At 62.0% G+C, this 13,281-nt stretch carries 16 protein-coding genes and 2 pseudogenes; 6 read left to right on the forward strand and 12 right to left on the reverse strand.

The features are described from left to right. Positions 1–328: 328 nt before the first annotated feature. The gene (locus JQ591_RS08035; RefSeq protein WP_249136571.1) at positions 329–601 is read left to right on the forward strand and encodes a hypothetical protein; all 273 of its coding nucleotides are present in this window, start codon (positions 329–331) and stop codon (positions 599–601) included. Positions 602–642: 41 nt separating this feature from the next. Here the strand turns inward: JQ591_RS08035 and JQ591_RS08040 are convergent, their stop codons facing one another. Next, a complete protein-coding gene (locus JQ591_RS08040; RefSeq protein WP_211395455.1) occupies positions 643–1,020 on the reverse strand; it encodes a response regulator in 378 nt (125 codons plus the stop codon). A gap of 77 nt (positions 1,021–1,097) precedes the next feature. Then, positions 1,098–1,460, reverse strand: a complete 363-nt coding sequence (locus JQ591_RS08045) for a PRC-barrel domain-containing protein (protein WP_211395617.1) — start codon at positions 1,458–1,460, stop codon at positions 1,098–1,100. A gap of 278 nt (positions 1,461–1,738) precedes the next feature. Between JQ591_RS08045 and JQ591_RS08050 the strand changes: the two genes are divergently transcribed. Then, entirely contained in the window at positions 1,739–1,876 is a 138-nt protein-coding gene (locus tag JQ591_RS08050) for a hypothetical protein (RefSeq protein WP_164988237.1), read from the forward strand. Between the two features lie 11 nt (positions 1,877–1,887). Here the strand turns inward: JQ591_RS08050 and JQ591_RS08055 are convergent, their stop codons facing one another. After that, a complete protein-coding gene (locus tag JQ591_RS08055) occupies positions 1,888–2,109 on the reverse strand; it encodes a hypothetical protein (protein ID WP_211395629.1) in 222 nt (73 codons plus the stop codon). 644 nt (positions 2,110–2,753) lie between these two features. Here JQ591_RS08055 and JQ591_RS35245 point away from each other — a divergent pair. Then, positions 2,754–2,959: pseudogene (locus JQ591_RS35245) on the forward strand (hypothetical protein). Positions 2,960–2,993: 34 nt separating this feature from the next. Here JQ591_RS35245 and JQ591_RS08060 read toward each other — a convergent pair. The 7 genes and pseudogenes from JQ591_RS08060 to JQ591_RS08090 all read right to left on the reverse strand — a co-directional run bounded on the left by JQ591_RS08060 (position 2,994) and on the right by JQ591_RS08090 (position 8,451). Continuing rightward, on the reverse strand, positions 2,994–3,536 hold the full coding sequence (locus tag JQ591_RS08060) for a DUF4863 family protein (RefSeq protein WP_211395456.1): 543 nt from the start codon (positions 3,534–3,536) through the stop codon (positions 2,994–2,996). Between the two features lie 23 nt (positions 3,537–3,559). Beyond that, a complete protein-coding gene (locus JQ591_RS08065; protein WP_249136572.1) occupies positions 3,560–4,210 on the reverse strand; it encodes a nitroreductase in 651 nt (216 codons plus the stop codon). Positions 4,211–4,336: 126 nt separating this feature from the next. Beyond that, the gene (locus JQ591_RS08070; protein ID WP_211395457.1) at positions 4,337–4,978 is read right to left on the reverse strand and encodes an HD domain-containing protein; all 642 of its coding nucleotides are present in this window, start codon (positions 4,976–4,978) and stop codon (positions 4,337–4,339) included. Between the two features lie 177 nt (positions 4,979–5,155). Continuing rightward, positions 5,156–6,130 (reverse strand): GlxA family transcriptional regulator, encoded by a 975-nt coding sequence (locus tag JQ591_RS08075; RefSeq protein WP_129272857.1) that lies wholly within the window; start codon positions 6,128–6,130, stop codon positions 5,156–5,158. Between the two features lie 94 nt (positions 6,131–6,224). Beyond that, positions 6,225–6,727: pseudogene (locus tag JQ591_RS08080) on the reverse strand (cupin domain-containing protein). An 11-nt stretch (positions 6,728–6,738) separates the two neighbouring features. Further along, on the reverse strand, positions 6,739–7,383 hold the full coding sequence (locus JQ591_RS08085; RefSeq protein WP_211395619.1) for an HD domain-containing protein: 645 nt from the start codon (positions 7,381–7,383) through the stop codon (positions 6,739–6,741). A 78-nt stretch (positions 7,384–7,461) separates the two neighbouring features. Beyond that, positions 7,462–8,451, reverse strand: a complete 990-nt coding sequence (locus JQ591_RS08090) for an NADP-dependent oxidoreductase (RefSeq protein ID WP_211395458.1) — start codon at positions 8,449–8,451, stop codon at positions 7,462–7,464. 476 nt (positions 8,452–8,927) lie between these two features. Between JQ591_RS08090 and JQ591_RS08095 the strand changes: the two genes are divergently transcribed. Continuing rightward, positions 8,928–9,824, forward strand: coding sequence for a 3'-5' exonuclease (locus tag JQ591_RS08095; protein WP_211395459.1), 897 nt, complete (start codon positions 8,928–8,930; stop codon positions 9,822–9,824). Between the two features lie 33 nt (positions 9,825–9,857). Here the strand turns inward: JQ591_RS08095 and JQ591_RS08100 are convergent, their stop codons facing one another. After that, a complete protein-coding gene (locus tag JQ591_RS08100) occupies positions 9,858–10,052 on the reverse strand; it encodes a DUF3606 domain-containing protein (protein WP_211395460.1) in 195 nt (64 codons plus the stop codon). A gap of 108 nt (positions 10,053–10,160) precedes the next feature. Between JQ591_RS08100 and ligD the strand changes: the two genes are divergently transcribed. Next, entirely contained in the window at positions 10,161–11,084 is a 924-nt protein-coding gene (ligD, locus tag JQ591_RS08105) for a non-homologous end-joining DNA ligase (RefSeq protein WP_211395461.1), read from the forward strand. A gap of 177 nt (positions 11,085–11,261) precedes the next feature. Here ligD and JQ591_RS35650 read toward each other — a convergent pair whose 3' ends face one another. Beyond that, positions 11,262–11,513 carry a DUF1127 domain-containing protein gene (locus JQ591_RS35650; protein ID WP_349630368.1) on the reverse strand — a complete coding sequence of 84 codons (252 nt, stop codon included), beginning with the start codon at positions 11,511–11,513 and terminating at the stop codon, positions 11,262–11,264. A gap of 151 nt (positions 11,514–11,664) precedes the next feature. Here JQ591_RS35650 and JQ591_RS08115 point away from each other — a divergent pair, with 151 nt between their 5' ends. Continuing rightward, positions 11,665–13,239: a winged helix-turn-helix domain-containing tetratricopeptide repeat protein gene (locus JQ591_RS08115; protein ID WP_211395463.1), complete on the forward strand. Its 1,575-nt coding sequence runs from the start codon at positions 11,665–11,667 to the stop codon at positions 13,237–13,239. Positions 13,240–13,281 lie beyond the last annotated feature (42 nt).

Raw genomic sequence — 13,281 nt, forward strand, 5'->3', positions numbered from 1 at the left:
GCCGCTTGACGCTGCCGCCGCCGATGTCATCAACTTCATCCGTCGGTAGCGTTGGAAGGGGGCAAGCCTTCTCCGCTGTCCCGGTCCGCCGAGCGTCCGTTGCCGCCGCTGCGCATCGTCCCGCCGACCACGGCCATACCCGTGTCTGGCGAGGCCTGAGGGACCTCCTCGTCCTTGGCGGCTGGAGCGCGCCTCTCACTTGGCCCGACGGCGGCCTTGACGCCGTCCGTCATCGTCGACACGGGCAGCCCCCTTCGTGAACCAAGCAATCGCTCTTGCCGTTGTGCCGCATCCGGGCGCCTTCGACTGCATGCGCCGAGAGACAATCATGGGGACCGATTCACGCCAGCATCTCGATTCAGGCGGCGCCTGGGTCCGGACCTACCTCGAGTCCCTGATCCGCGAGGATTTCGAGCGATGCCATCCCGGCGAAACGCTGGAGGATCTCAAGCGGCGCGCGTCTTTTTCGAAGGAGGACAAAGGCCTGCTGCGGGACTGGATGGCGGTAGCGGAGGGCTCGCGCTGCGGCCGCATGCAAGGCCAAGGCATCGCCGGCGCGCTCGACGATCCGCTGATCCGCCGCCCACCATTGCAGGCTTGATCGAAGGATCGGAGTCTCACAACGATCCCGGTTCGACCCGGCTAGGCTCGGGTATCCAGTAGCTGCGAGACAGCGGCAGCCAATTGCGCTGGCGCAAAGGGCTTCTCGATCAGGAGGCTGCCATCGACGCCTTGCGATTTCCAGTCTGGCGCGCTGGCGCTCGTCATGTAGACCACGGGAAAGCCAGGCGTGATTTCCCTGATCTGCCGCGCCAGCTCCCATCCGCTGATGCCATCACCCAGGTTGACGTCAGTCAGCAGCGCCCGACACCCTTCGCGGCCGTCGCGAAAGGTCGACAGGGCCGCCTCTCCCGTATGGACCGAGCAGGCCTCGAAACCGCCGCCGGACAAGGCGTCCTCGACGAAGTTGCAGATCAGCGCTTCATCCTCCACGACCAGAACACGAACGGCATTACTCACTTTTCAAGTCTCCTCGGCGACCGATGCGGTCGTCTCGCGTGGCGGCGGGCGCGTCGGCCCGCGGGTGCTGTGCGGCCTCAAGCCACCGGCACACCGTAGTAGGCGTTCACGGAGCGCGTGGTCGCCGGGTCGCTCCAGTTCCAACTGCTCTCGTCGGCGCATTTGGGAGCGCCGCGGAGCTGGTCCTGGGTGATGCCGGTGACATAACCGCCGAGGTTGGTGTCGTATTTCAGTGCCTGCCAGGGCAGCGGATAATGATCATCGCCGATGCCGAGCAGGCCGCCGAAGCTGAGCACCGCGTACGACACCTTGCCGCCGACCTTGTCGATCATGACGCGCTCGATGTAGCCGACCTTTTCTCCGTCGGCCCCGTACACGTTCGTGCCCTCGACCTTGTCGCTCCCGATAAGGCTGAAGGTCTCGCGATCTTCCATGGCCATGTTGACCTCCCGGATGTTGTCTTCCGGAGACAACCGGACGACGATGGCTCCGTTCCTGACTGACGCCTCGGTGACGTTGTTTCTCGCCATCGTCATCGATGAGCGCCGCCCCGCACGACGCGGCCCGCGCTGCCCCGTAGGGCGGTGGCAGGTCCAAGGTTCCTGCGAACACCGAAATGGCGGCGGGGACTGGGTCCTGCTCGACCGACGACGTCCGCTTTGCTGTTCGTCCCTTATGACGATCGACGGCATCGCACCCGAACGCGGCCGCAGCCGTGATGAAGGCTGAAGCCTTCTCGCGCAAGCCGGGGCACGTCGGTGCGCTTGCCTTCAGCCGCAGCGGGGCCACCGGCGACTTCGAACACGCGCTGATCAGGAAATTCGGCGAGGTGCCGGACGACCTGAGCGCGCTGTGAAGCCGTCGGGTTCAGCTCTTCAAGTCGAACTGGCTACGCAGCCTGTCAGCGATCGCTTCGATCATCGTGGAGCGCTCCGGGTCTTGTGGGCCGTCCGTTATGATCGCGACCTTCCAGGTGTCCTCGCAGGGCATGACCGAGATGGCTAAATCCGTCGGCAACTCACTGATGTCTTCCATCTCGAGCCTGATCGCGGCCTCGAGCTCTTCGCGCGTTTTTGACGGCTTCTTCAAGCTGATTCTTTCACCGCTCGGAACGGGACCACCGCCTTTGGCTATCCGCGCGAGCGCGTGTTTTTGAACAGCGGGCCTTTGAGCCTTTGGCTATCCGCTACAGGCGCCGTACTCAAACGGCGGGCGATGGTCCAACGAGTCAAAGATGTCGTCGCGTTATCGTTCCGTTCGCTCGGCGCCTTCGACTGAAAACAGGTCAGTCGGGCTGCCTCGACCGCTGAGCAAGTCTACGCCGGAACGATGTCAGGCGCGCGTGACCCAATCGGTGAGCAGCCTGCGCCGCGGTGTTCCTACTACGCCGAAAGGCGCGGGCGCGCCAGCGGCAACCTACTGCTCTGGCGGCCGCAGCGGGCCGTCGGCCTACTTGCGGGCGATCGGGTCGCGTAGCGGGTCGTCGTCGCAATTGGTGCACCGCAGCCCCTCCGGAATTTTGCCGGAAAAAGCCTTCATCGGCCTGCCGCACGCCGGGCACGCCTTCTGGATAGGACACTGCCATCCGAATTTCCCCTGCGCTGGCCAGTCTACGTCCGCCGACATCGCGATCGGAATAGCGACCCGGAAAAATGCATGCGCGTGCCTGGCGCTTCTTGACTCCGATAGCCGGGGCTACTCAACTCTGGGCAGTGATGTTGTGGGGGTGCGTCATGGAGCAGGAGTTCTACCTGGGTCTCGCGCAGCGGGTCCGGGTCATAGCTGAGAAGGCCGATCCGTTCACCCGCCGTCGTCTGCTGGATCTCGCCAAGCGGTACGACGCCAAGGGCGGCATCTCGCGATCGGGACCGAGCGGCCGCTGCCGGTGCCGCGCACGACGCCGCCGGCTTCGATCTTCTCCGGACCTGGCGAGGCCTGACGGCGCAACCAGCCTTCGTTCGCGATGTTCGCACCTAACCGGCGGGAGCCTTGAAATCGTACGAGATGCGTCCGGCCGGGAGATAGAACAGCGCGATCACCGCACCGCCCCTGACCTCCGGATAGTGCCTGCTGCCCGGATCGGGCGCCGTCCAGCCGGAACCCTGCCAGCCCTGCAATCCCTTCAACTCCGCGCCCGCGTTCAAGGGTACCACAAGGTTGATCTCCCCATAGGGATGACCGTGATACTGCCCGCGCAGCACGTCGTGGTCGTCCTCGTCCTTGAACCGGCGTGGAGCAGCGCTGTTCATGTAAACCGCCGTGAGGCTGAACTGGAACGTTTCGGCAGTCGGCTCGAGGATGCGGCTGCGCCGGTAGTTCGGGCCGTCCACCTCCTGGTTCGCCGCCCAGCCCTCCTCGACCCCGATCTTGATCAGGCGGCACAGATCCTGATAGAGCGCGCTGCGTTCGCCGTACGTCTCGTTGAGCCAACGCTCCATATCGGCTCCGGGCGTCATATCCTTCACTTCGCGGAGAAAAGAAATGCTGCGCTGGATCAGTTCTTCTCGACTCGTCATGGCGATCTACTCCTGAATGTCTCTTACGCGTCCAATCCCAAGAACGTCGCGAACTCATCTACATTCGCCCGGGGCATCAATCGCTGCGCCTCACCTGCAGGCTTCCCGACCGAGATGCCGCATACCACCATCTGCTCCTTCGGAATCGAGAGCAGGGGGCGCAAGATCCGGTGATATTTCGAAAACGTCTCCTGCGGACACGACTGAAGTCCGCGCCCCGCTGCCGCCAGCATCACGTTCTGCACGAACATGCCAAGGTCGAGCCAGCTTCCGGCTTCCAGCCGACGATCGATCGTGACGATCAGTCCCACGGGCGCTCCGAAGAACGTGTAATTCTTCGCGGTCTGCCTGCTTCTTGCCTCGGCATCGGCCTGGTGGATCCCGAGCGACCCGTAGAACAGCCGCCCAAACTCCTGCCGCCGCTTGAGGTACCGATTAGGTAACTCGCTGGCGTAATATTTGTATTCCGAGACGTGCTCGTCGCGGCACGTTTCGTGCGCGTCCAGCAGCGCCGCCGAGACGCGGGCCTTGGCGGCGCCACCCAGCACGTAGACATGCCAGGGCTGGATGTTCGCACCGCTTGGCGCGAAGCGCGCGACGTGGAGGATCTGCTCGATCGTCCATCGCGGGACCGGAGCATCGCAAAAGTCACGGCACGCGAACCGGCGGGTCATGATCTCGTCGACCGGGCTCTGCGCAGCGACGCACTCCTCGCTCGGTCCGATCACGGCTTCTTCAGGTCCGCACATCCTGGCTCGACTGGCGCTCATCTCGATTTGCTCCGCTCGAAGCAACGAAGGTCAGTTCGGCCAGGCCGAACCGAGGATGATCGAACAGAAGTTCTGGCGGAGATAGGTCATGTCCTTCAGCGCAAGGACGTCGGCCTTGACGTTCCCGAACGTGGTCAACGGCTTCTTGACGATGCCTTTGGCGAAATGATCTATGATGTTCTCCTTGAAGTTCGTTTCGCGCGGATGATGGACGCAGACATGGTCACGCTGTTCATGCGTGAAGTCGTGATAGGCGATCCCGAGCACATCCATTTCGACGCCCGCGGTCACCAGCGCGATGGTGGGTCGCATATGCTCGGGAATACCTGGCGTGGTGTGGAGCGCGATCGCGGTCCAGACGTCCTCGATCTCACGCTCCGGCAGGCCGTAGCTTTTCATGAAATCACGCGCGGCATTGGCACCGTCGACCTCGAAGCGCAGGTCGGGACTGGAATACTTCTCTGTGAGGCCCATGTCGTGGAACATGGCGCCGAGGTAAAGCAGCTCCGGTTCGTACTTCAGGCCGTGGCGCTCGGCGGTGAGCGCGCCCCAAAGAAAGACGCGGCGACTGTGGTTGTAGAGTAGGTCGTCTTCGGTATCGCGCACGAGCTGCGTGGCGGCGCGGGCGATGGCACTGTCGGGCAGGCGGATGCCGGCGATGATCTCGGACATGGAGCGCTCTCCTTTTTTGCGTAGCGGGCTGGTTGCTTGTACCTATTTGCCAACCGGGCACCGCTCCGCACAAGGAAGGGCATCCCGCGGATCAGGACAGCCGCACGTCTTTTCCTGACATGACGCTTTGTAGGGAAAGCAGGATCGCGAGCGTTGCCTTGGCGGGGAGCGCGCGGTCTATTCCGGTGTCGCCCGCCGGAAGCTCGCGCGATATTGGATGGGGCTGACGCCAAGACGGGCGGTGAACACGATCCTCATCCGATCCGCCGAGCCGAAGCCGCAGTCGAATGCAACCGCCTTCAGCGGCCGGTCGCTTCCCTCCAGCATCATGCGCGCCGCATCGATGCGGGCGCGCTCGATGAATTCGTGCGGCGTGATCCCGGTCGCCTGCACAAAATGCCGGGCAAGATTTCGGGCGCTCATCCCGACGACAGCGGCAAGGGACTCAAGCGAGTGGCGATCCCCGACGTTCGCCATCACATGGTCCTGGATACGGGCGATAGGCGATTCCGGATCGGCAGGCGCCGTGAGATAGGGGCTGAACTGAGACTGTCCGCCTTGGCGCTGGGCGACTACGACCAGCCGCTTGGCCACTTTGAGCGCCGTTTCCGCGCCGTGGCGCTGCCCGACTAGGGCCAAACCGAGATCTATTCCCGCAGTCACACCCGCCGCGGTGATCAGCCGCCCATCGCGGACATAGATCAAATCCGGTTCGACTTTTGCTCTCGGGAACCTGGCCGCCAGCGCCTGCGCATCCTGCCAGTGGGTCGTGACACGCCGATCGTCCAGCAGACCGGCATAGCCAAGGACAAAAGCCCCGGTGCAGATCGATCCATAGAGGCTCGACCGCCACGGCAGCTCCTTGACCCACTGAAGCAAGTGCGGGTCGGGCTCCGTTTCAGGTGGGGTGGGCGTGCCGGCCACCAGAACAATGTCGAACCCACCCGTCGCCTCCTCAAGCGTTAGATCGGCAATAAGCCGTATGCCGTTCGAGGCGCGCAGCGGATTGTGGTGAGCAGCAACGAGTACGGGTTCATAGCGGTCGGCACTGTCGAGAAATGTGTTCGCCTCGCTGAACACGTCCATCGGCCCGGCCACGTCCAAGGCCTGGACCCCCTCGTAGACGACGATCGCGACAGCTTGTACCGGCACCTTTGCTGCCTCTCCAGTCAGGCGCCATATTATGCATGTCGTTCACACAGTGCAAAGGCCGGGCGGTGAATGGACAGGCGAGCCTGTCGCGCCATCATCTCGGTGCTGCGTCCTTGTCGGGGATCGTCAATGCCCCGTCTTTGGAATCGACCACGAAGACCGCGAGCAAGCTGGCGGGCTCCGTGTCACTCGCGTTCTCGCTCACCCTATGATGCGAGCCTGGCGTTTCGTAAAAGCCCTCGCCTGTGCGAAAGACCTGCGCAGGGTCATCGCCGACCTGGCTGCGGATGGCCCCGGACAGCACATAGGCGTAGATGAAGGCCGACGCTGCGTGGCGATGAGGCAGCGATTTGCTCCCGGGCGGATAACTCACCAGGACAGCAGCATTCTCTTTCCTTCAACGTTGGGCAGTGCGTGCTCGAAGACGAGCTTGACTTGCTCCCGATCCTGAGCGATCGCGGGCGAAGCTCCCGCAATGGCTACTGCTACGACCGCCGAGAACGTCGTTCGTAGCAGTTCTATTCCCTGTCTGGGCGTGATTGCTGAAGGGCGTAGCAGCGCAGCTATCCGATTGGGGAATGCACTGATCGACATCATGACCTCCTCTTCTAGTGAGACCAAGGCGAACCCGCGATCAAGTCGCAGGCGTTGGGGCTCTTGAACCCCGGCATGAAGCGTTCGCAGACCGCGGCGTTGACGGTGCCGTACGTGGTCGCCGGCTTGTGCGCAAAGCCGGCGAAATACTCCCGAACGAAGCCTTCCTTGAAATTCGTGCGGGGATATTTGGCGACAATCTCCTCGCGAAGCTCCGCGGGAAACTGGTCGAAGCCTATCCCGACGACATCGAGCAGAACACCTGAATTGAGGAGCGCGACCTCGGGACCCATGTACTTCGGAATGCCGGGGGTCGTGTGCAGCGCGATCGCCTCCCAGACCCTCTGCACCTGGTCTTCGGCAATGTTGTGGGCGCTCAGAAACTGTCGGGCGGCGTTCGCGCCATCGACCTCGAAGCGTTCGTCCGGGCTGGAGAACTTCTTGACGAGACCGAGATCGTGGAACGCGGCGGCCACGTACAGAAGTTCAGAGTCAAAACGCAGCTTCCTCTGACGGCCCTGCTCCACCGCAAACAGGAAGACCCGGATCGAGTGATTGAAGAGCAGATCGGTGGAATGCTCGCGCAGTACGTCTGTCGCCTCCTTCGCCAGCAAGGAATCGGGAATGACGAGGGCCTGGGCGGGAGTTCGGGGTGTCATTTTTATCCTTTCAACAAAAATCGATGGGCTTGGCTGGCGCATCCGGACGCGTGAGCGCAACAGGAGGCGCGAGATCGGTCAGCCCGCTCCGACCGCGAGCACGATCTTTCCTTTTGGCCGGGGCCGCGCGCCCTCCAGCATCAAGTGAGCCTCACGCGCATCCGCGAGGGGCAAGACCACGCCGACGTTTGTTCGCAGTTCTCCAGCATCGACAAGGCGAGCGATTTCCGTCAGATACCGGCTCGTGACGTCGACCAAAAAGAAGGTGGCTTCCACACCGTGGTGTTTTGCGAGATCCTGATCCGGGCGGGACACTGCCGAGATCAGCTTGCCGCCTCGACGAAGGACCTGGAACGAGCGGCTTTGCGTTTCGCCGCCGACGAGATCGATGACGGCGTCGGCATCCCGCACTTCCTTCTCAAAGCGCTGGCTCCGGTAGTCGATCACCGTGTTGGCGCCAAGGTTGCGCACGAAGGAAGCATCGGGCGGCGATACCGTTGCGATGATCTGCACACCCGCATGACGGGCCAATTGGACCGCGTAGGATCCCACGTTGCCAGCCGCCCCGTGAATGACCACCGTTTGGCCCGCTCTGAGTTGCGCGTGCTCGAACAGCGCCTGCCATGCGGTGACGGCAATGACGGGAACGGAGGCGGCTTCGGCGTGACTTAGCGAGTTCGGCTTGCCTGAGACCATCTCCGCGGAAGCCAACGCGTACTCGGCGTAGCTCCCGACGAACCGCGGATTCGTAACACCGTAGACCTGCTCTCCCGCACGTCCTTGCGAGACTCCGAGCCCAACGGCGACGATTTCACCTGAAAGGTCCGAGCCCAGAGTGAGCGGGAGCGGCTGCGGCAATGCGCTCTTTCCGGCTCTGATCCAGCCGTCCCATGGGCCTACTCCGGCAGCTGCAACTTTGACCAGGACCTCGCCGGGCCCGGGCTCCGGACGGGAGAGGGCCTCGAACTGCATGACCTGCGGCGGCCCAAACTCATGTACGCGCCACGCCATCATTGTTGATTCAGTTCGCGCTTCCCTAACTTGAGTAACCATGCTGCTCGAGGCCATCTCACTCTCCTTGCGCTCAGCTCGTCGCGAGCAGCGCCGACCACTCTCGGGAGCCTTGCTGCGGTTTTCCCGGTCGTCTCCTCGGCCCGGGCGGGATTGCCCGTATGTCGCCATGGAGCCCTGCTTTGGACAACGGACAAGATCCTACGGATCAGGACAGCCGAACGTCCTTTTCTGACAAACGGCCGCTGGAGAGTTCGCCGCAAGAGGTTTTCAGACACGCTGGGCTCCGAGATCGCTGGAGAGGCGGCCCGATGTGGAGGACCGATCAGGGCACGCCAGGCGAGCAAGACCGGGGGCAAGACAACTCGGACCTCCGCAGGAGCGCCGCGCCTCCAGGAACTCACCCCGCAACAGTTTGGAATTGCACGACACTCCCGAAAAGGCCGTGAATTGCCTGTCTTTCGGATACCTCCCGGCCGGCGCCCCCGGTATCGTGGGCTTCCGGTCAATCGGTAGGGACACCACGAGAAGAGATGTTTCAAAACCCATCGGATCTGGCGGCGATGGCCGAGGCCTTGAGCCGGTCGGCCGACTACCGGGTGCTGCGGCGCCTGGCCCCGCGTCCCACGTACATACCGGCCATGGGCCATGACGTCAGGACCGGCGTTCTGCTGGACACGGAGACGACCGGCCTCGAGCACGCTAGGGACGAGATCATCGAACTCGGGATGGTCAAATTCGACTACACGCCGGACGGGCGGATCGTCGGCGTCAGAGACACATTCTCCGCTTTCAACGAGCCGAGTGCACCGATTTCCGCGGAAGTGACGGCACTCACTGGCATCACCAACGAAATGGTTGCCGGTCACAGATTCGACGATGCCGCCATCACTTCCTTCGCCGAAAGCGCAGTCATAACGATCGCGCATAACAGCGCTTTCGACCGAAGGTTCGTCGAGCGCTACTGGCCCGTGTTCGAGCACAAGGCCTGGGGTTGCAGCATGAGCGAGATCGACTGGCGCAAACACGGCTTCGCGGGCTCGCAACTCGGCTATCTTCTGAACGGAGCCGGCTACTTCCACGAAGCACACAGGGCCGTGGACGACTGTAACGCGCTGCTGGAGATCTTGGACTTCGACCTACCGACGACCGGCGCGCCGGCGCTCGCCGTCCTGCTCGACACGGCGCGAAAGAAGACGGTCCGCGTCTGGGCCGAACAGTCGCCGTTCGAACTCAAGGATTCGCTAAAGCGCCGTGGCTACCGCTGGAGTGACGGCACCGAGGGCCGCCCCAAGTCCTGGTACGTCGACGTCGGCGAATGCGCCGTCGACGACGAACTCGCATTCCTGAAGGCGGAGATCTACCTGCCCGACGTCGAGCCGCGTCTGCAGACGTTGACCGCCTTCACCCGCTTCTCCAGCCGTATCTGAGGCGGCAACCGTGAAGTAGCCGCCACCCGGGCGTCAGCGCCCGAGACGCTTCTCGACCCGCTTGCGAGTATTGCCGACTTTCTTGACCGCTTTCTTGACGGCGGACGCGGACCGGCCAGTCTTCTTCGCCTCATAGCCGACTTCGTACTTCTGACCGCCGGCGACGCGGGCCCGCTCCTGCTTGCGTCCTCTCGCGGTCTTCTTGGTTACCTTCTTCGCTGCAGCCATCGCTTTCTCCTCGAAGTGTTTGAGACAGTGCAACGTCGCGAAGGATTCGCCGGTTCCGGAACGATTCCGTCTGTGCCACTTTGAATCACCATTGCGTGGAGGTTGTCCGTGGCGTTTCAGCGTAAAAAGCCGGCCGCCGACCCTGGCGATAAGGCACCGTTTCCGGATTTCGTCGAACCGGCCTTGGCATCCTCGATCGAGAAGGTGCCATCCGGGTCCCGATGGATTCACGAAATCAAGTTCGACGGCTACCGCGTGCAGGTCCATCTCCACAACGAGGCGGTCAAGGTCTTCACCCGGCGCGGCCACGACTGGACGCACCGGTTCAAGAAGGTCGCGCACGACGCCTGGCACATCAGGGCGAACTCCGCAGTCATCGACGGCGAGATCGTAGTGCCGGCGGCCGACGGCACGGCCGACTTCTCGGTCCTTCAGAACGAGCTCAAGGGCAAGTCCACCAGCATCGTTTTGGTCGCCTTCGATCTCCTTTACCTGAACGGTCGCGACCTGCGGAAGCTGCCCCTGCTCCAGCGCAAGGCCGAACTCAAGAAGATCATCGCTGGCGCCGAGATCCAGTTCAGCGAGAGCTTCGAGATCGAAGGCCGCGAGATGTTCGCCCACGCCTGCAAGATCGGGCTGGAAGGCGTCGTCTCGAAGGTGCGCGACAGCGTCTACGCGAGCGGCCGCGGCAACAATTGGGTGAAGAAGACCTGCGCGCAGCGGGAGACGCTGACCATCGCCGGCTTCGCGCTGGACGGCACCAAGTGGGACGGCCTTTATGTCGGCCGGCGAAAGGGTGCCGATCTCGTCTACGCCGGTAAGGTCGATCACGGCTTCGACAAGACCTCGACCGCGGAGCTCCGAAGAAGGCTAGAACCGCTCGTCCGGAAAACCCAGCCCTACGCGAAGCGCATCGCGCACAAGGGCGTCTGGGTCGAGCCGAAGCTGCTGGCCGAAATCGAGTACCGCGCGAAGTCGGCCGAGGGGAAGGTGCGGCACCCGTTCTTCAAGGGTCTGCGCGAGGATATATAAGGAGCGGGATAACGCTGAGGTCGAGTGACCACGTCGGGTTCTGCACTAATCGCAGACATCGCGCCGATTGCAGTCGAAGACCGCTAGTGACCCATACCGGAAGTCGGTGTCTGGGCCGCGACGCGGCTCGCGTCGGCCTGTTTCCGAGGGACTGTCCATCGCTGCCGTCGGTCGACATCATTCGGCCGATGGTATACCTCGCGGGTTCGCAGTTCGGTTTGAGGTCACGTAATCGATCTCGGAATACGTAATGCCCATATCCATCAGCTCCCGATCACTCAGGTTGCAAAGATCGCGCCGCAGCCGCTCCCATTTTCGCCATTCCTTAAAGGCGGTCCAACAATTCATGAACGCACCCACGTTGCCTCGCTGCGCTACGGTCGTCTGGACCAAGCCCGTTGTCTGGTAAATCGTGCTCATTTGCAGCATCCTCGGGTGCCTTGTTTCCACCCAGATAAGCTGCCAAGATTTGGCCCAACACGCTTGACGTGCTGCTTACATTTTCCTTATGGACAGCTTATTCTTTACCTCCGAATTGTTGCCGCCTTTAACCGGCGACCGCCTAGAGGGATTTCGCATCTTGCGCTATCTCTTCGAAGATCTTGAACTAGATTCCGGCCGCCGCGAGCTATACCGCGACACAAACGTCGTTGCCCTGGCGCCACAGACCTTTGACCTGCTCGACTATCTCATTCGCAACCGCGAGCGCGTAGTTGGCAAGGACGAGCTCATCACCGCCATTTGGAAGGGACGGTTCGTGTCCGATGCCGCGCTGACGACCCGGCTAAATGCAGCTCGATCCGCGATTGGCGATTCCGGAGAGCGCCAGCGTCTGATCAAGACGCTGCCGAGGAAGGGCTATCGCTTTATCGGTACGGTGCAGGAAGCCGACAGAGCCCCCACGGTGGCAGTAAACGAATTCCAAAGGGAGACCGCCAAACCTGCCCTCACACTTCCCGACAAGCCGTCGCTCGCCGTTCTCCCATTCACCAACCTGAGCTCGGATCCAGAGCAGGAGTATTTCGCCGATGGCATGGTCGAGGACATCATCACCGGCCTTTCACGGTCCAAATCGCTGTTCGTCATCGCGCGACAATCTACTTTTAGCTATAAGAGCAAGCCTATCGACATTAGGCAGGTCGGGCGCGAGCTAGGCGTTCGGTACGTGCTCGAAGGCAGCGTGCGCAGATCCGGCGACCGGGTTCGCATTTCCGGACAGTTGATCGAGGCCACGACGGGTGCCCACCTCTGGGCGGACCGCTTCGACAGCCAACTCAGTGATATCTTCGATCTGCAGGACCAAGTGACGGGTAGCGTGATTGGCGCACTCGTTCCTCAATTGGAGCGGGCCGAGATAGAGCGCGCAAAACGCAAGCCAACCGAAAATCTTCAGGCCTACGATTACTATCTTCGTGCACTCTCAAGCTTCTATCAATTCACTCGCGAACAAAACATTGAAGCCCTCAGACTGACTCGGCTTGCCGTCGAGATCGATCCCGGGTTGGCCGCAGCATACGCGCTGGGCGCTTATTGCTGCCTGCAACGAAAGATCTTCGGCTGGACGGTCGATGCGGATCAGGAACGCGATGAGACCCGACGGCTGGCGAGGCGCGCAATTGAGCTCGATAAGGAGGATCCAACTGTCCTTGTGAGGGTCGGGCAGGCTATTGCCGGCGTACTGTATGAGCTCGACGAGGGCACGACCCTTGTTTTCCAGGCGCATGAGCTCAATTCAAATTTGGCTGTTGCACGATATAGTATCGGCTGGGAACACATACGGCGCGGCAATGTTGAGGAGGGGCTCAAACAGTTCCATGCCGGCGTGCGTTTAAGCCCTATGGATCCGTTTCTTTTTCTGATGCAGACCGGAATAGCGTTTGCTCATTTTTTGACAGATCGACACGAAGACGGTTCATCATGGGCCAAGTTGGCTGTGCTGCACCGGCCCAACTATCTCAACGCACAGTTTATTCTAGCGGCTTGCCACGCAATGTCTGGCAGGGTCGAGGAAGCCCGAGTGATCGGTGCACGCCTGATAGAAGCGAGGCCGGCTCTGCGCCTCTCTACGCTCGTTCCCAAGCTCGCTAGATTTTACCAGCCGAAACCTCTCGAAAAAATAACGATAGCTTGCCGCATCATGGGTCTCCCCCCCTAATTGCATGCGGCTGTTCGGGAAGTGCTGATCTCATTGCAATTC

The organism is Bradyrhizobium canariense, from assembly GCF_018130465.1.
Lineage (GTDB): Bacteria > Pseudomonadota > Alphaproteobacteria > Rhizobiales > Xanthobacteraceae > Bradyrhizobium > Bradyrhizobium canariense_C.